The sequence below is a fragment of the Amycolatopsis sp. NPDC051128 genome, assembly GCF_040682715.1.
Classification (GTDB): Bacteria; Actinomycetota; Actinomycetes; order Mycobacteriales; family Pseudonocardiaceae; genus Amycolatopsis.
Map to the genome: position 1 here is coordinate 271,866 of NZ_JBFBBN010000004.1, position 16,348 is coordinate 288,213.

Sequence of the window (16,348 nt, forward strand, 5' to 3'; positions counted from 1 at the left end):
GGACCCCCGGTCGTGGTCACCTCCGGCCAGGCGCCGAGCTTCGTCGGCGCGAAATTCCGGACAGCGCGTCAATTGACCACGCGATTCGGCAGCCATTCCTGATCGGAACGGCGGAAGATTCGTTCCCTCTTTCGACCCCATTGGGGAATTCTCCGGTGATTCGGTAACAGTCTTCGCGGCCGGCTCGACCCAAGGCAGTGCCGAACCCAGGTCGATCAGCGGAGGTATCGATGCCGGCTCCCGGGACGCTCGTCGCCCACTACGCGGACACAGGCCGGGGACCCGCGGCCCGGTGCCGCCGTTCCCAGGTCCACGCCGTCGACCAGGTGCTCCTCGGTCTCGACGGCGGCACGCTCCTCGACGTCGGCTGCGGGCCGGGGATGATGGTGCGGCACCTGCTCGACGACCGGCCCGGCGACTTCGCCGTCACCGGCTGCGACCGGTCGGCGGCGATGGTCGACGCGGCCAGGCGGCGCGCCGGGGACGAGGCGAGCTTCTCCGTCGGCGACATCGAGGACCTGCCGTTCGCCGACGGCAGCTTCGACGCCGCGCTCGCGATGAGCGTGCTCGAATACGTCGACGTCGGGCCGGCGCTGCGCGAGCTCGCCCGGGTGGTCCGCCCCGGCGGGCTTGCCGTCGTCACCATGCTCAACCCGCACAGTCCGTACCGGCTGGTCGAATGGGCGCTGCGCCGCACCGGGATCGAGGCACTCGCTCCGCGGCGGCTGCGCCACGAGCTGTGGCGGGCCGGGCTGCAGCCGGTGGACACGCTGTTCTACGACGTCACCTTGCTGGTGCCGCCGTTCGACCGGCTCGTGACGGCGAAGAGCGACCGCCGACGGCGGGCCAACCCCGAGACGACGGTCGCCCGTGGTGCCGTCGGCCGGCTGGGCACCGGGTACCTGATCGCGACGCGGCGGGTCGCCGGGCCGATCTGAACAGAGGAGAACGGCCGGTTTCCCTTGGGGGAGAGGGAAACCGGCCGTCCGGTGGCGGCGCTCGGGGTTACGCCGCCTGGGAAACCGGCGTCGAAGCCGGGGTCAGGGCGAGGTCGAGGACCTCGCGGACGTTCGCCACCGCGTGGACGTCCAGCTGGGCCAGCACCTCGGCCGGGACGTCGTCCAGGTCCGGCTCGTTGCGCTGCGGGATGATCACCGTCTTCATCCCCGCCCGGTGCGCCGCCAGCAGCTTCTGCTTGACGCCGCCGATCGGCAGGACCCGGCCGGTCAGCGACACCTCGCCGGTCATCGCGACGTCTGTGCGGACCACCCGGCCCGAGAGCAGCGACGCCAGCGCCGTCGTCATCGTGATGCCCGCCGACGGCCCGTCCTTCGGGACCGCGCCGGCCGGGACGTGGACGTGGATGCCGCGGTTCTTCAGATCACCGACCGGCAGCTCCAGCTCCGCGCCGTGCGAGCGCAGGTAGGACAACGCGATCTGCACCGACTCCTTCATGACGTCGCCGAGCTGGCCGGTCAGCTGCAGCCCGGACGCGCCGGACTCCTGGTCCGCCAGCGACGCCTCGATGTAGAGCACGTCACCACCGGCGCCCGTCACCGCCAGGCCCGTCGCCACCCCCGGGGTCGCGGTCCGCTGGGTCGACGCGGGCAGCGACGACTCCGGCAGGTGCCGCGGCCGGCCCAGGTACGTCTCCAGGGAAGAAGCGTCCACCGTAAGCGGCAACGAAAACTCGTCGAGCGCGACCTTCGTCGCGATCTTGCGCAGCACCTTCGCGATCGTGCGGTTCGCGTCGCGCACGCCCGCCTCGCGGGTGTACTCGGCGGCGATCCGGCTGAACGCCGCGTCGGTCAGCGTCACGTCGGCCGTGCCCAGCCCGGCGCGCTCCAGCTCCCGCGGGAGCAGGTGATCGCGGGCGATGGTGACCTTCTCGTGCTCGGTGTACCCGTCCAGCGTGACGAGCTCCATGCGGTCCAGCAGCGGGCCGGGGATGGTCTCCAGCGCGTTGGCCGTCGCCAGGAACACGACGTCGGACAGGTCCAGCTCGACCTCGAGGTAGTGGTCGCGGAACGTGTGGTTCTGCTCCGGGTCCAGCACTTCGAGCAGCGCCGCGGTCGGGTCGCCGCGGTAGTCCGCGCCGACCTTGTCGATCTCGTCGAGCAGCACGACCGGGTTCATCGAGCCGGCTTCCTTGATGGCGCGGACGATCCGGCCGGGCAGCGCGCCGACGTAGGTGCGGCGGTGGCCGCGGATCTCCGCCTCGTCGCGGATGCCGCCGAGGGCGACGCGGACGAACTTGCGGCCCATGGCCTTGGCGACCGACTCACCCAGCGACGTCTTGCCGACCCCGGGAGGGCCCGCGAGGGCGAGCACCGCACCCGAACGCCGTCCACCGACCGGGCCGAGGCCCGATTCGGCCCGCCGCTTGCGCACGGCCAGGTACTCGATGATGCGTTCCTTCACGTCGTCGAGGCCGGCGTGGTCGGCGTCGAGGATCGCGCGCGCGGCCGCGATGTCGTAGACGTCCTCGGTGCGCTCGCTCCAGGGCAGCTCCAGGACGGTGTCCAGCCACGTGCGGATCCAGCCGCCCTCGGGGGACTGCTCGGACGTGCGGTCCAGCTTGTCCACTTCGGACAGTGCGGCCTTCTTGACGGCGTCGGGCAGTTCGGCGGCCTCGACGCGGGCGCGGTAGTCGTCGTCCTGCGCGGTGCCGTCGAGCTCGCCGAGCTCCTTCCGGATCGCCTCGAGCTGACGGCGCAGCAGGAATTCCTTCTGCTGCTTCTCCATGCCTTCGGCGACGTCCTTGCGGATGGTGTCGGTCACCTCGAGCTCGGCGAGGTGCTCCTTGCTCCACTCGAGGGCCTTCTCCAGGCGGGCGCTGACGTCCAGCGTGGTGAGCAGCTCGAGCTTCTGGGCGGTGTCGAGGTACGGCGCGTTGCCGGACAGGTCGGCGATCGCGGAGGCGTCTTCGACCTGCTGGACGGCGTCGATCAGCTGCCAGCCGCCGCGCTGCTGGAGGATCGAGATGACGACGGCCTTGTACTCGGCCGCGAGCTTCGCGGTCTGGTCGTTCGTGGTCTCGGGGGCGTCCTCGGCGTGCACCCAGCGGGCGGCGCCGGGGCCGTCGGCGATCCGGCCGACGAGCGCGCGGGCCGTGCCGCGCAGCAGGACCGCGGCCTTCCCGCCGGGCACGCGGCCGATGCGCTCGACCGTGGCGACGGTGCCGAATTCGGCGTACTCGCCGTGGACGCGCGGGACGATGAGCACTTCGGCCTTGGTGGCCGCGGTGGACCGGATGCCGGGGAACGACGCCTGGCTCGGCGTCCTGGCCTGGGCGGACTCCACCGCCGCCCGCGTCTCGGTGTCGGTCAGGTCGAGCGGGACGACCATGCCCGGCAGCACGACGTCGTCATCGAGCGGGAGCACGGGCAGGAGGCGGGTGTCGGACATGTGCACTCCTCGTGTAGTTGAGTCTGCCTAGCTCAACTCTCCGATGGGTGTGTTTGTTTCCGATGGTGCGTTCGCCGACAGCGATCAAGATAAGCCCAGGTCAGAGGGCTGGACGACGCGCGACGGCGCACCACGCGAAGGGCCGCGTCTCGATGTCGATCGGCGTCGGCGGGGTTTCCGGCCGCCAGTCCGGCAACGAGGTCATCCCCGGCGGGAGCAGCGGCCAGCCGCCGAACCACGGGAGCAGCTCGTCCGCCGAACGCAGCCAGGCCGGGTTCGACGTGTCGCGGTAGGCATCGACGAAGCGGCGCACCTCGGCCGCTCGGTCCGGCGGGGCGTCCTCGCGGCAGGCGGCGTGCGTCAGCGCCAGCCAGCTGCCCGGCGCGAGCCTCGACCGGTACGTCGCCATCAGGCCGTCCGGATCGTCGGACGGGCCGATGAAGTGCATGACCGTGATCATCAGCAGGCACACCGGCCGCGACCAGTCGATCAGCGACGTCGTCAGCGGGTCGGCGAAGATCGCGTCGGGGCGGCGGATGTCTGCTTCGACCAGGCCGGCCCAGTCCGTCGCGCCTTCGCGCTCCAGGATCAGCCGCGAATGCGCCGCCGCCACCGGCTCGTAGTCCACGTAGACCACCGACGCCCGCTCACCGGACGGCAGCCGGTCGCGGACGATCTCGTGCACGTTCCCCGCCGTCGGCACGCCGGAGCCGAGGTCGACGAACTGGCGGACGCCGGCGTCCATCGCCGCCGAGACGACCCGGTTCATGAACGCCCGGTTCTGCCGCGAGATCGGCCGGATCAGCGGCCACAGCTTCTCCACGCGGCGGCCGAACTCGCGGTCGACCGCCCAGTGGTGCGTCCCGCCGAGGTACCAGTCGTAAACGCGCGCCGCCGACGGCTTCTCCGTGTCCACCCCGACCGGGGCGATCGGCGCGGTTTCGCTCATGCGTCAGGTTTTTCGGCGACGGCGCACCACGCGAACGGGCGGGCCTCCGCCTCCAGGGCGTTGATCTTCCGGTCGGGCCGCCAGTCCGGCAGGTGCACGATGCCCGGCTCCAGGATGGTCCAGTCGCCGAACAGCGGCTCGATCTCCGCGCGGTCGCGCAGCCACACCGGGTTGCTCGTCTTCCGGTACTGCTCGACGAACCAGCGCAGCCCCTCCAGGTACGGGCCGTCGCCGTCACCCTCGCTCATCTGCGAGATCGCCAGCCAGCTGCCCGGCGCGAGCGCGTCCCGGTACCCCTCCAGCAGCCCTTCCGGGTCGTCGTCCGGCCCGACGAAGTGCAGCACCGCCGCCATGATCAGGCAGACCGGCTGCGAGAAGTCGATGAGGCGCCGCGTTTCCGAGGCGCGCAGCACGGACTTCGCGTCGCGCATGTCGGCCTGGACGATGCCGGCCCAGTCGGTCGCCATGCCCTCTTCGAGGATCAGCGTCGCGTGGGCGACGGCGACCGGCTCGTAGTCGACGTAGACGACCTTCGCGTCGTGGTCGTCGGGCAGCTCCGCCTCGACGATCTCGTGCACGTTCCCGGCCGTCGGCACCCCCGAGCCGAGGTCGATGAACTGCCGGATCCCGGCCCGCAGCGCCGCCCGCACCGCGCGGTTCATGAACTCGCGGTTCTGCTTCGAGCCCGGGCGCACCAGCGGCCACTGCTGCTCCATGCGCCTGCCGAACTCGCGGTCCACGGCCCAGTTCTGGGTACCGCCCAGGTACCAGTCGTAGATCCGGGCCGCCGACGGCTTCTCCGTGTCGACGCCCTCGGGCGCTCTCGGGGCGGAATCCCGCTGCTCACTCACTTCGGCTCCCCATCCTCACGGTTCGGAGGCAGCCTATAAGGATCGAGCACTGACCGTAATCCGCCAGTGGTTCACCGAACGGCTGGTCGACGCTGCCAGTACGTCCACAGCGGCCGGTACCCCTGCGCGTACCAGAACGGCGTGGACAGCGGGTTCGCCGCCGCGTGGTGGAGGAGGACGACGTCGGCGCCTTCCTCGTCCAGGACGTGGTGGGCGTGGCTGGCCAGCGCGGTGCCGACGCCGGACGACCGCGCGGCTTCCGCGACGGCCAGTGACGACAGGTAGCCGACGCGGGTCGCCGCGACGCGGTCGCTGATCCAGCCGGTCTCGCCGGGGTGCTGGACGTTCACCATGCCGAGGGGACGGCCGTACAGCTCCGCGATCCACAGCGGCGGCTCCGGCCGGTTCAGCTGCTCGGCGAGGTCCTTGGCCATGATGTCCTCGACGCCCTGGCGCAGGTTGACCGTCCCGTACTGGGCGTCGTAGGAGTGCAGCTCCAGCCCCAGCGCCACGGCGGTGTCGAGGTCGCGCGGCTCGGCCCGGCGGATCTTGACGCCGGGGGTCCCGCGCGGGCCGGCCTTGACGAGCCGCTCGGCGGGCCGGACCGCGACCACCCGCAGCGGCGCGAAGCCGTGGTGCAGCATTTCCCGCGCGCCGGCCGCGTCCCGGCTGGCGCGCGGCACGACCGCCGCGGTCTCGGTGTCGCCAGGCTCGGCGACCGCGCGGAGATGTTCGTCCCATCGGGTGAGGAGGGCGTCGAGCGCCGCCGCGGGCCGCGGGCCGGCCAGCTGGAGGTCGAGGCGGTGCTCGGTCAGCGCGCGCCACGGCGCGTTGGGGGCATCGCGATCGACCTGGACGCGGGAAGCCAGCCCGGACGCGGCGGAGTCACCCGTCGCCACTTCAAGGACCACGGCGTCCTCGGCCGTTTCGAAGGGGGACGAGCCGGGGAGGAGGGGATCCACCGTCGCGAGCCGCGCCGCGTGTTCGGTGGCAATCACGTCGCTGTGCATGGGCCCCATTCAAGCGCTACCCGGGCCGCCGTGCGTAGAGGCGCTCGCGAGCTTCGGGGCCCCCTGTTGTTTCACCCCTTGGTCCCCGCAGGTCAGCGCCATCGAGGCATTGTTAACCCTGCGGTGATCTCCTACTGTCTCGAAAGGGACACGGGTACGCCCTCCGGGGTACGGTATGGCGCCTGTCCACACCCGAAGTCACGGATCAGCGACCGGTGGGCAAGCCGGGAGGGAAGGTCGGATGCCGGACAGCAACGCCCACGGCGACGCCGTCGCGCAGGCGCAGCCCGGGCCGGGAGCCGCTTCCGGAACACCACCCCAGCCCGCCGCCTCCGCCGAAGCCCGCACCGATGAGCGCCGGTTCCGCGCCTACACCTTCGCGGTGCTGAGCCTCGGGCTCGTCGCCGCGTTCGCCGTCGCTTCGTGGCTGCCGTTCCACTGGGACAGCAGGCTCCTGTGGATCGGGCCGGTGCTCGCGGTCGCCTTCCTGCTCGCCGAGCAGCTCGGCATCAACGTCGATGTCCGCAGCGGCATCTCGTGGACCATCTCCTTCACCGAGATCCCGCTCGTCATCGGGTTCTTCGTCGCGCCGTTCGAGGTCGTGCTGGCCGCGCACCTGGTCGCCGGCATCGGCACGCTGCTCGCGCGGAAGGTCGCCGGCCGCGTGCTCTACAACGCGGGCGCGTTCCTGCTCGAGATCACCGGCGCGTTCGCGGTCGCCGGCCTGGTCAAGTACACCGTCAACGCGGGTGTGGACGACCGGATCCCGTGGGTCGCCGCCCTCGCCGGCACCCTGACCGCGCCGCTGGTGAGCACGCTGCTCGCGCTGGCCGCGGTCCGCGTGCTGCGGCGCCGGATGCGGGTCAGCACCGCCGTCCGGCTCACCGGCCGGATCCTGGTCGTCGGCTTCGTCAACGCGTCCGTCGGCCTCTCCGGCTACCTCGTCATCTTCAACACGCCCAAGGCGTGGCCGCTGGTGGTCGCCGTCTTCGTCGGCCTCACCGCGCTGTACTGGGCCTACTCCGACCTGCTGCGCGAGCAGCGGGACATGGAGGCGCTCTCCGACGTCAGCCTGATGGTGGCGCGGTCGGGGCAGCAGGCCGCGGCGCGCCCGGCCAGCCGGGCCGACGAGCTCGTCGGCGGCGTCGACGTCCGCGAATGGGCCACGATCGCCGAGCGCATCAAGGACCAGCTCGCGGCGGGCCGGGTCGTCCTGCGGCTGCGGCTGGAATCGAAGGACACGATGCGGGTCGTCGTCGCGGGCGACGACCTGCCGCCCGCCGACCCCGCCAACGACGATCCGCTGCTGCGGCTGCCCGGCGCGCACGTCCGGCACTTCCGGATCACCGAGGCCAACCCCGACGTCCGCGCGGCGCTGCTCGACCGCGGCGCGCAGGAGGCGCTCGTCGTCCCGCTGCGCAGCGCGAACCAGCTGCTCGGCGTCGTCGAGGCGCACGACCGGCTCTCCCGCTGGCGCGGTTTCGGCAAGTACGACGTCCAGCTGCTCGGCACGATGGCCAGCCACCTCGCGACGTCGCTGGACAACCGGCGCCTGCTCGCGACGCTGCGCCACGACGCCTACCACGACCCGCTGACCGGGCACCTCAACCGGCAGGGCTTCCGGCAGGTGGCGAAGGAACCGTTGCGGGAGTTCGCCAACGCCGTGGTGCTGCGGATCGACCTCGACGTCTTCTCCACGGTCAGCGACGCGCTCGGCTACGCGTGGGCCGACCGGATGGTCATCGCCGCCGGCCGCCGCATCCGCGACGCGCTCGGCCCCGACGTCCCGCTCGCCCGCCTCGAAGGCGCGTCCTTCGCGGCGCTGCTCGTCGGCTGCCCGCCGGAGGACGCCCACCGCTCGGCGGAACGGCTGCGCGAGGAGCTTTCCGCGCCGTACCCGGTGGACCGGCTGTCGGTCGAGGCGAACGCGATGATCGGCTACGCGACGACGTCCGCGGAGGAACCCGGCGACGTCGTCGACATCGAAGGCCTGCTGCAGCGCGCCGACGTCGCCGTCCGCGCCACGAAGGGCGGCGAAGAGGTCCGCGGCTACGTGTCGAGCATGGGCCAGATCTTCCTGCGCCGCTTCCAGATGGTCACGCAGTTCCGGCAGTCCCTTGAGGACGGTCAGGTCAGCGTCCACTACCAGCCGAAGATCACCCTGCCGAACCGGCAGGTGCAGGGCGTCGAGGCGCTGGTCCGCTGGGTGCACCCGGAGTTCGGCAGGCTCGGCCCGGACGAGTTCGTCCCGGCCATCGAAGCGGCCGGCCTGATCGGCGTCCTGACGTCGTTCGTGCTCGGCGAGGCACTGAAGCGCTGCCGCAAGTGGCTCGACGAGGGCCTGCGGATCTCGGTGGCGGTCAACCTGTCGGTGCGGAACCTCGCCGACGAGGACTTCCCGAACAAGGTCGCCCGCGAGCTGGAGCGCTTCGGCATCCCGCCCGAGCTGCTGACGTTCGAGCTGACCGAGTCCGGCGTCATGTCCGACCCGCAGAAGGCGCTGCCGATCCTGCGCGAGCTGCATTCGCTGGGCATCGTCCTCGCGGTCGACGACTTCGGCACCGGGTACTCGTCGCTGGCCTACCTGCGGCAGCTGCCGGTCGACCAGGTCAAGATCGACAAGAGCTTCGTCCTCGGCATGGGCACCGACCTCGGCGACCTCGCGGTGGTGCGCTCGATCGTCGAGCTCGGGCACTCGCTCGGCCTGACGGTGGTCGCCGAGGGGGTCGAGGAGGACGTCGCGCGCGACCAGCTCGAAGCGATGGGCTGTGACGTCGCCCAGGGCTACCTGATCTCGCGTCCGCTGCCGGAGGATCGCCTGGAGGCGTGGCTGCAGGCCCGCACCGCGCGCTCGCCGGGGCGGCACTCCGAGACCGTCTTGACCCTGCTGACCTGAGGTTTTTCGGTTTGGCGACCCCGGTTGCACGGCTGGGTGACGGGACTTGGTAATCTTTCCAAGTCCTCGCGAGAGGCCAGGCCCCTTTAGCTCAGTCGGCAGAGCGTCTCCATGGTAAGGAGAAGGTCTACGGTTCGATTCCGTAAAGGGGCTCTTGACCTCAGCCGCGTCACGCCTGCGTGTCGCGGCTTGGGCCATGTAAGGGCGGTGTAGCTCAGTTGGCAGAGCAAGCGGCTCATAATCGCTGTGTCGCCGGTTCAAGTCCGGCCACCGCTACGCGGTAACGACGGGGCTGGCCCCCGGGACCTGAGAGAGAAGGAAACGCTGTGGCTGCCACCGACGTGCGACCCAAGATCACGCTGGCGTGCGAAGAGTGCAAGCACCGCAACTACATCACCAAGAAGAACCGGCGTAACAACCCGGATCGCCTGGAGATGAAGAAGTTCTGCCCGAACTGCGGTACGCACCGGACGCACAAGGAAACCCGCTGACGACGTAGCGCGTTCACCAGCTTCGAGAAGCCGCCCTGGATCACCAGGGCGGCTTCTTGCTGTTGGTAGCCTCGACGCCGTGCCCTTGGACCAGTCGTTCACCGGGCGGAGCTATCCGCCGCAGACCAGCTACGAAGTGAGCCGGGAGAAGATCCGGGAGTTCGCCGACGCGATCGGCGACGCCAACCCGGTCTACCGCGACCGGGAGGCGGCCCGCGAAGCCGGCCACCCGGACGTGATCGCCCCGCCGACCTTCCTCACCATCATCAACCTCGCCGCGATCAACGCGATCGTCACCGATCCCGAGCTCGGCCTCGACTACTCGCGGATGGTGCACGGCGACCAGGGCTTCACCTACACGCGCCCGGTGTTCGCCGGTGACGTGCTGCAGGTGACCACCCACATCGACACCATCATGGCCCGCGCCGGCAACGACTTCATCAACCTGCGCGCGGACATCACCGACGCCGCCGGCCAGAAGGTCTGCACCACCCGCGCCCAGCTGGTGGTCCGAGGGGAGAACGCGTGAACGCCGGCGACGAGCTGCCCGCCCTCGAGATCCGCGTCACCCGCGAGCAGCTGGTGCGCTACGCCGGGGCGGCGCTGGACTTCAACCCCATCCACTGGAACGAGGCGTTCGCGAAGGACGTCGGCCTGCCGGACGTCATCGCGCACGGCATGCTCACCATGGCCGTGGCCGGCCGGGTCGTCACCGACTGGCTCGGCGATCCGGGCCGGCTGGTCGACTTCAGCGCCCGCTTCACCCGCCCGGTCGTCGTGCCGAACACGCCCGAGGGCGCGCTCATCGAGGTCACCGGCAAGGTCGCCGACGTCAAGGACGACGGCGTCGCCCGCGTCGACCTCGTGGTGAAGTTCGACGGCAGGACGGTGCTCGGCAAGCCGCAGGCGCTGGTCCGGCTCTAGGCTTCAGGGCAGCTTCAGCACGGCCACCACGGCGTCGGCCATGCCCTGCTCACCGCGGGCGTTCGGGTGGAGCGGCGCGGCTCGCGAGGCGGGCAGCACGCCCTCCACCCAGCGCGTGTCGGACGCGGTGCAGACGTCGTGGCCCTTGCCCGGCGTCGCCGTGTCCACGTAGCCGGCGCGGTGGGCGTCCGCCTGGTCCTCGAGCATCTTGTTCAGCTTGCCCAGCGCCTCGCGGAAGTAGGCGACGTCGCCCGCGCCGACGGGCAGGGCGGGCCAGCAGCCGGTGCCGTCGGGGAGCACCGTCGGGTAACCGACGACGATCACCCTCGCCTCCGGCGCCTGCTTGTGGATCCGGTCCAGCACCGCGCCGACCTTCGGCGCGGCCGCGTCGATCCGCTCGGCGAGCTGGTCGTGCCCGCCGGCGGTCAGCCGGTCCTTGCACGGCGACGCGGACGGGTGCGCCGTCGCGCAGGACGAGCCCAGCGTGACGAACCCGATGTCGTTGCCGCCGATGCCGAGCGTCACCAGCGTCGTCTTCGCGGTCACGGCGTCGAGCTGAGGCGGGTTCGTGCCATTGGCGGTCTTCTGCGCGGCGGTCAGGTTTGCGGTGGTCGCGCCGCTGCAGCTGACGTCCGCGAACTCGGCCGGCTTCAGCTTCGCCGACACGAGGTGGGGATAGTTGTTGTCCGACCGCTCGCAGCCGGCGGGCGCGCCGGCCTGCCGCCCCGTCCGCGGCGACGACGTGTACGAATCGCCGAGCGCGACGTAACGCCCGGAACCGCCCCCGGTGCTCGCGCCGCCCGGCGGCGCCGACGAAGAGCCGTGCTGCCACTTGTAGTACCCGAAAGCCAAGAGGCCGGCCACGAGTACGACGACGAGACAGCCGCCCCCACCGCTTTTCTTCGCCACTTGTTCGTTTCTACCGGGCTTCGGCGGGCGCCGACCTAGTCAATCCGGGTGATCCGTCCGCGTGATCAGCTCGGCGGCCAGCTCAAGGGCGTGGTCGACGTCCCTGGCGACGTAGTGCAGGTCGATCAGCACCTCGGAGATGCCCTCTTCGCGGGCCACGTCCAGGCACGGCGGGACGTCGGCGAGCGTGTCGACGCCGGTGCCCGCCCGCGGGTTGATCCGCAGCACCCGGCGCAGCGCGCCCGGATCGCGGCCGGCCTGCTCGGCCGCTTCCAGCGCGACCGACCAGAGGCCGTTCAGGTACTGCTTCGGCATCCAGCCCGCCAGCCACCCGTCCGCGCGGCGCCCCACGCGGGCCAGTGCCGGCGGCGAGAACCCGCCGAGCAGCACCGGTGGCCGCGGCTCTTGGGCTGGGCGCAGGCCGACTCTCGACGGCGCGATCCGCCACTGCGGACCTTCGTGCTCCGCCGGATCGCCGGTCCACAGCGCCTCGAGCGCGTCGAGCAGCTCTTCGAGCCGCGGGCCGCGGTCCGCCCACGGCACCCCCGTGGCGAAGTACTCCTCGCGCAGCCAGCCCAGCCCGAGCCCGACGTCCAGCCGTCCCGAGCTGGCGAGATCGAGTGAGGTCAGCGCCCGCGCGAGCAGCACCGGGGAGTAGACCGGGCCGGTCAGCGCGCTCGTCCCCAGGCGGACCGTGCGGGTCACGGCGGCCGCGGTCGCCAGCGTCGTGAACGGGTCGGCGAAGGTCTCGAACTCTTTCGGGTACGGGTGCTCCAGCGTCCCGCCGCCCGGGTAGCGGTCGGACGGCGCGAGCGGCGTCAGGATCCGGTCGCCCACCCACAGCGACCCGAAGCCGAGCTCCTCCGCCGCGGTCGCGAAGCGCGCGACGGCGGCAGGTGCGGCGAGGTTGCCGTACTGGGGGAGCGCGAGCCCGAGCCGCATCCCGCTCACCGGTCCACGACGGACGGAGGTGGCGGAACGGCCGAGACCCCCGCTTTTCGGGGGTCCGGGTGGCGACGCCCCCGGCCCGGGGCGAAGCCCCGGTTGTCACAGCCCTCCGGGATGCTCGTCATGGCGGACATCGTGGCATGATCAGGTGGTCGGCGGGGAGTTTTCCGCAGGCCGGCCGGGGTGCGGCGGTCGATCGGGGGGCGCGGTTGCGGACTCCGGCGAGGCTTGCCGTAGACTTCGGGACTTGGAACGCACTACGGTGATCCCCGCCTGGATGGTGGGGATGATGGAATGCGTCCTCCGGGGCTCCGAGCGATCGGAACCCCACAGGGGTGTAGCTCAATTGGCAGAGCAGCGGTCTCCAAAACCGCAGGTTGCAGGTTCAAGTCCTGTCACCCCTGCGTAACGGAACTGGTGGAGCAGAGGAGTGGTCGTGAGCGACAGCGACGCCAGCGGCGGCGAGCAGGAGCAGGACGGCACCGGGCAGAAGCCCGAGAGCCCGTCCCGTCCCGTCACAGCCGCTGCCAGGCGCGAGCGCCGTGCGACCGCTCGCCCGGCGGGGAAGTCCGCGGCACGTGCGGACGACAAGTCCCGGCCGGCCGGGAAGTCGGGCGAGAAGGCGGCCTCCGACGCGAAGGGCGCTCCGACCCCGAAGCGGGACCAGAAGCCGAAGAAGGCCTCCGTGTTCGCGCGGCTGGTGCGCTTCATCCGCGAGGTGTGGGCGGAGCTGCGCAAGGTCATCTGGCCCAACCGCAAGCAGATGGTCACCTACACCGCGGTCGTGCTGGTCTTCGTGGTGTTCATGGTGGCCCTGGTGAGCGTGCTCGACCTGGCATTCAAGTGGGGCATCGGCAAGATCTTCGGCTGACGCGCCTCGGCGCGCGCCGATGGGGCTCAGGTCCCGGCCTGACCCCGGCAATGATCAACTGAGAGGACGGAACGTGACCTCCGACAACGGCACATCAGCCGGTCACGACCTGACCGAGCTTTCCGACGAGCAGGTGCACGCGGCACTCGGTGACGAGGAGTCCGCGCACCTCGAGCCCGTCGAGGTGTCCGACGAGGTCGACGAAGCCGCTTCCGAAGAAGACACTGAAGGCGACGCCGAAAGCAGCGAGGACGTGGCGGAAGCCGCTTCCGAAGAGGACACGGCCGTCGACGCCGAGCCCGCCGCGGACGACGAGGACCCGGTCGCCAAGCTGCGCACCGAACTCCTCGCCGCGCCCGGCGAGTGGTACGTCGTGCACTCGTACGCCGGGTACGAGAACAAGGTGAAGACCAACCTCGAGACCCGGACCCAGACCCTGGACGTCGAGGACTACATCTTCCAGATCGAGGTTCCGACCGAAGAGGTCACCGAGATCAAGAACGGCCAGCGCAAGCAGGTGCAGCGCAAGGTGCTGCCCGGCTACATCCTGGTCCGGATGGACCTGAACGACGCCTCGTGGAGCGCGGTGCGCAACACGCCGGGCGTCACCGGGTTCGTCGGCGCCACCTCGCGGCCGTCGCCGCTGACCGTGGACGAGGTGCTGAAGTTCCTCGCGCCTCGGGTCGAGAAGGAAGCCCCCGCGAAGGCGGGCAAGGGCGACTCCACCGCGACCGCGGCGCCGCTGGGCGGACCGGCGGTCGAGGTGGACTTCGAGATCGGCGAGTCGGTCACGGTCATGGACGGTCCGTTCGCCACGCTGCCGGCGACGATCTCCGAGGTCAACGTCGACGGGCAGAAGCTGAAGGTCCTGGTGTCGATCTTCGGCCGGGAGACCCCGGTCGAGCTGTCGTTCAACCAGGTCTCCAAGATCTGACGGCCGCGGCGCGGTCGCAGTCCCCACGTCCACGGCAGGTACGCGGGGAACGTAGTACAGGACAGGAAAAGAAATGCCACCCAAGAAGAAGAAGCTTGCGGCGATCATCAAGCTGCAGATCAAGGCGGGCGCGGCCAACCCCGCTCCGCCGGTCGGCCCGGCCCTGGGTCAGCACGGCGTCAACATCATGGAGTTCTGCAAGGCCTACAACGCCGCGACCGAGTCGCAGCGTGGGGACGTCGTCCCGGTCGAGATCTCCGTGTACGAAGACCGGTCGTTCGACTTCAAGCTGAAGACGCCGCCGGCCGCCAAGCTGCTCCTCAAGGCCGCGGGCGTGGAGAAGGGCTCCGGCGAGCCGCACAAGACCAAGGTCGCCAAGGTCACCTGGGACCAGGTCCGCGAGATCGCCAAGACCAAGGAGACCGACCTCAACGCGCACGACATCGACCAGGCCGCGAAGATCATCGCCGGCACCGCCCGCTCCATGGGCATCACGGTCGTCGACGCCTGACGTCAGCAGCTTGACCTGTGGGAGAGCCAAGTGCTGGCTCGCACCACACTGATCCACTTTCGAAGTTAAGGACAGAAGTATGACCAAGCACAGCAAGGCGTACCGCCAGGCTGCGGAGCTGATCGACAAGTCGCGTTTCTACGCGCCGCTCGAGGCTGCGAAGCTGGCGAAGGAGACCTCCAAGACCAAGATGGACGCGACCGTCGAGGTCGCGATGCGTCTCGGTGTGGACCCCCGCAAGGCTGACCAGATGGTCCGCGGCACCGTGAACCTGCCGCACGGCACCGGTAAGACCGCCCGCGTCATCGTCTTCGCCGTCGGCGACAAGGCCGCCGAGGCCGAAGCCGCCGGCGCGGACGCGGTCGGCACCGACGAGCTGATCGAGCGCATCCAGGGTGGCTGGCTCGACTTCGACGCCGCGATCGCGACGCCGGACCAGATGGCCAAGGTGGGCCGCATCGCCCGCATCCTCGGCCCGCGTGGCCTGATGCCGAACCCGAAGACCGGCACCGTGACCCCCGCGGTCACGAAGGCGGTTCAGGACATCAAGGGCGGTAAGATCAACTTCCGCGTCGACAAGCAGGCCAACCTGCACCTGGTGATCGGCAAGGCTTCCTTCGACACGGAGAAGCTGGTCGAGAACTACGCCGCCGCGCTGGACGAGATCCTTCGCGCCAAGCCGTCGTCGGCGAAGGGCCGGTACCTGAAGAAGGTCACCTTCACCACCACGATGGGCCCGGGCATCCCGGTCGACCCGCTGCGGACCCGCAACCTCCTCTCGGAGGATGCCGGCGTCTGAGTCGGACATCACCAGAAAAGGGCGTCCCCGCTTGCTGCGGGGGCGCCCTTTCTTCGTGTCTGATGGACGTCATGCCGACTTTCGCGTCGTTCGACGGGCTCCGGTTGAACTACACCGTGTGGGAGGGCGACGGCGCCCACCGACCGGTGCTGCTGCAGCACGGCTTCGCGGCCGACACGAACGCGAACTGGATCTCCACCGGCGTGGTGGCGGCGCTGCGCGAAGCGGGCTTGACGGTGATCTCGCTGGACGCGCGCGGCCACGGCCGCTCGGAGAAGCCGTACGACGAGGCCCGCTACACCGAGGACAGCATGGTGCGGGACGTCTCGGCGCTGCTGGACGAGCTGGGCCTGGACGAGGTCTCGCTGGTCGGCTACTCGATGGGCGCGATCATCGCCCTGGCGGCGACGGCCGCGGACAAGCGCATCCGCTGCCTGGCGACGGGCGGGGTCGGCTCGGGCATCGTCGACTTCGGCGGCGTCGACCTCCGGGTCGTCAAGCCGGCCGACATCGCTTCGGCCCTGCTGGCGGAGGACCCGTCGACGGTCCCGCCATCGGGCGTCCCGTTCCGCCTCCTGGCCGACGCGGTCGGCGGCGACCGCCGCGCACTGGCGGCGGTGGCACTGGCCTCCCGCGAGGGAAGCTTGGACCTCTCCTCGATCGGCGTCCCGACGCTGGTTCTGGCTGGCGACCAGGACCTCCTGGCGGCGGAACCGGAAAGGCTGGCGGCGGCCATCGCGGGAGCCCGCCTGGTCCGCATCCCGGGCGACCACATGACGGCGGTGATGTCACCGGCGTTCTCGGAAGCGCTGGTCGCGTTCCTTTCCGCCCCACGCCACCGCTGAGG

At 70.8% G+C, this 16,348-nt stretch carries 16 protein-coding genes and 3 tRNA genes; 13 read left to right on the plus strand and 6 right to left on the minus strand.

What is annotated here, in order from left to right:
* Positions 1–230 precede the first annotated feature (230 nt).
* Entirely contained in the window at positions 231–938 is a 708-nt protein-coding gene (locus AB0M82_RS07150; protein WP_364718392.1) for a class I SAM-dependent methyltransferase, read from the plus strand.
* A gap of 67 nt (positions 939–1,005) precedes the next feature.
* Here the strand turns inward: AB0M82_RS07150 and lon are convergent, their stop codons facing one another.
* The 4 genes from lon to AB0M82_RS07170 all read right to left on the minus strand — a co-directional run bounded on the left by lon (position 1,006) and on the right by AB0M82_RS07170 (position 6,218).
* The gene (lon, locus tag AB0M82_RS07155) at positions 1,006–3,408 is read right to left on the minus strand and encodes an endopeptidase La (RefSeq protein ID WP_364718394.1); all 2,403 of its coding nucleotides are present in this window, start codon (positions 3,406–3,408) and stop codon (positions 1,006–1,008) included.
* A gap of 100 nt (positions 3,409–3,508) precedes the next feature.
* Positions 3,509–4,357: an SAM-dependent methyltransferase gene (locus AB0M82_RS07160; RefSeq protein WP_364718396.1), complete on the minus strand. Its 849-nt coding sequence runs from the start codon at positions 4,355–4,357 to the stop codon at positions 3,509–3,511.
* Complete coding sequence (locus AB0M82_RS07165; protein WP_364718397.1) at positions 4,354–5,208, minus strand: SAM-dependent methyltransferase; 855 nt, start codon at positions 5,206–5,208, stop codon at positions 4,354–4,356. The genes AB0M82_RS07160 and AB0M82_RS07165 overlap by 4 nt, the downstream gene beginning before the upstream one ends.
* A gap of 71 nt (positions 5,209–5,279) precedes the next feature.
* Positions 5,280–6,218 (minus strand): GNAT family N-acetyltransferase, encoded by a 939-nt coding sequence (locus tag AB0M82_RS07170; RefSeq protein WP_364718399.1) that lies wholly within the window; start codon positions 6,216–6,218, stop codon positions 5,280–5,282.
* 241 nt (positions 6,219–6,459) lie between these two features.
* On the opposite strand from AB0M82_RS07170, the gene AB0M82_RS07175 reads away from it, so the two are divergent.
* The 6 genes from AB0M82_RS07175 to AB0M82_RS07200 all read left to right on the plus strand — a co-directional run bounded on the left by AB0M82_RS07175 (position 6,460) and on the right by AB0M82_RS07200 (position 10,529).
* Positions 6,460–9,114: an EAL domain-containing protein gene (locus AB0M82_RS07175; RefSeq protein WP_364718400.1), complete on the plus strand. Its 2,655-nt coding sequence runs from the start codon at positions 6,460–6,462 to the stop codon at positions 9,112–9,114.
* A gap of 80 nt (positions 9,115–9,194) precedes the next feature.
* Positions 9,195–9,267: transfer RNA gene (locus AB0M82_RS07180), tRNA-Thr, on the plus strand.
* A 50-nt stretch (positions 9,268–9,317) separates the two neighbouring features.
* Positions 9,318–9,390 (plus strand) — tRNA-Met (locus AB0M82_RS07185).
* Positions 9,391–9,440: 50 nt separating this feature from the next.
* Positions 9,441–9,605 (plus strand): 50S ribosomal protein L33, encoded by a 165-nt coding sequence (rpmG, locus tag AB0M82_RS07190; protein WP_005152047.1) that lies wholly within the window; start codon positions 9,441–9,443, stop codon positions 9,603–9,605.
* 79 nt (positions 9,606–9,684) lie between these two features.
* Complete coding sequence (locus tag AB0M82_RS07195; RefSeq protein WP_364718402.1) at positions 9,685–10,134, plus strand: MaoC family dehydratase N-terminal domain-containing protein; 450 nt, start codon at positions 9,685–9,687, stop codon at positions 10,132–10,134.
* Positions 10,131–10,529: a MaoC family dehydratase gene (locus tag AB0M82_RS07200; RefSeq protein WP_364718403.1), complete on the plus strand. Its 399-nt coding sequence runs from the start codon at positions 10,131–10,133 to the stop codon at positions 10,527–10,529. The genes AB0M82_RS07195 and AB0M82_RS07200 overlap by 4 nt, the downstream gene beginning before the upstream one ends.
* 3 nt (positions 10,530–10,532) lie before the next feature.
* Here AB0M82_RS07200 and AB0M82_RS07205 read toward each other — a convergent pair whose 3' ends face one another.
* Together AB0M82_RS07205 and AB0M82_RS07210 are read right to left on the minus strand one after the other, a co-directional pair.
* Entirely contained in the window at positions 10,533–11,438 is a 906-nt protein-coding gene (locus AB0M82_RS07205) for an SGNH/GDSL hydrolase family protein (protein WP_364718405.1), read from the minus strand.
* A gap of 39 nt (positions 11,439–11,477) precedes the next feature.
* Positions 11,478–12,380 carry a TIGR03619 family F420-dependent LLM class oxidoreductase gene (locus AB0M82_RS07210; RefSeq protein ID WP_364718522.1) on the minus strand — a complete coding sequence of 301 codons (903 nt, stop codon included), beginning with the start codon at positions 12,378–12,380 and terminating at the stop codon, positions 11,478–11,480.
* Between the two features lie 337 nt (positions 12,381–12,717).
* On the opposite strand from AB0M82_RS07210, the gene AB0M82_RS07215 reads away from it, so the two are divergent.
* The 6 genes from AB0M82_RS07215 (at position 12,718) to AB0M82_RS07240 (ending at position 16,346) form a co-directional block, all read left to right on the plus strand.
* Positions 12,718–12,790 (plus strand) — tRNA-Trp (locus AB0M82_RS07215).
* A gap of 26 nt (positions 12,791–12,816) precedes the next feature.
* Positions 12,817–13,257, plus strand: coding sequence for a preprotein translocase subunit SecE (secE, locus tag AB0M82_RS07220; RefSeq protein ID WP_364718407.1), 441 nt, complete (start codon positions 12,817–12,819; stop codon positions 13,255–13,257).
* 73 nt (positions 13,258–13,330) lie between these two features.
* Positions 13,331–14,191 (plus strand): transcription termination/antitermination protein NusG, encoded by an 861-nt coding sequence (gene nusG, locus AB0M82_RS07225; protein WP_364718409.1) that lies wholly within the window; start codon positions 13,331–13,333, stop codon positions 14,189–14,191.
* Positions 14,192–14,264: 73 nt separating this feature from the next.
* On the plus strand, positions 14,265–14,702 hold the full coding sequence (gene rplK / locus AB0M82_RS07230) for a 50S ribosomal protein L11 (RefSeq protein WP_043781763.1): 438 nt from the start codon (positions 14,265–14,267) through the stop codon (positions 14,700–14,702).
* A 79-nt stretch (positions 14,703–14,781) separates the two neighbouring features.
* Positions 14,782–15,501, plus strand: coding sequence for a 50S ribosomal protein L1 (gene rplA, locus AB0M82_RS07235; RefSeq protein ID WP_364718411.1), 720 nt, complete (start codon positions 14,782–14,784; stop codon positions 15,499–15,501).
* 71 nt (positions 15,502–15,572) lie between these two features.
* Positions 15,573–16,346, plus strand: a complete 774-nt coding sequence (locus AB0M82_RS07240; protein ID WP_364718413.1) for an alpha/beta fold hydrolase — start codon at positions 15,573–15,575, stop codon at positions 16,344–16,346.
* Positions 16,347–16,348: the final 2 nt, after the last annotated feature.

Excerpts from the sequence above, each read along its gene's own strand:
- AB0M82_RS07150 (WP_364718392.1), top strand. The coding sequence starts at position 231 with ATGCCGGCTCCCGGGACGCTCGTCGCCCACTACGCGGACACAGGCCGG.
- lon (WP_364718394.1), bottom strand. The coding sequence starts at position 3,408 with ATGTCCGACACCCGCCTCCTGCCCGTGCTCCCGCTCGATGACGACGTC.
- AB0M82_RS07160 (WP_364718396.1), bottom strand. The coding sequence starts at position 4,357 with ATGAGCGAAACCGCGCCGATCGCCCCGGTCGGGGTGGACACGGAGAAG.
- AB0M82_RS07170 (WP_364718399.1), bottom strand. The coding sequence starts at position 6,218 with ATGCACAGCGACGTGATTGCCACCGAACACGCGGCGCGGCTCGCGACG.
- AB0M82_RS07175 (WP_364718400.1), top strand. The coding sequence starts at position 6,460 with ATGCCGGACAGCAACGCCCACGGCGACGCCGTCGCGCAGGCGCAGCCC.
- AB0M82_RS07210 (WP_364718522.1), bottom strand. The coding sequence starts at position 12,380 with ATGCGGCTCGGGCTCGCGCTCCCCCAGTACGGCAACCTCGCCGCACCT.
- rplK (WP_043781763.1), top strand. The coding sequence starts at position 14,265 with ATGCCACCCAAGAAGAAGAAGCTTGCGGCGATCATCAAGCTGCAGATC.
- rplA (WP_364718411.1), top strand. The coding sequence starts at position 14,782 with ATGACCAAGCACAGCAAGGCGTACCGCCAGGCTGCGGAGCTGATCGAC.
- AB0M82_RS07240 (WP_364718413.1), top strand. The coding sequence starts at position 15,573 with ATGCCGACTTTCGCGTCGTTCGACGGGCTCCGGTTGAACTACACCGTG.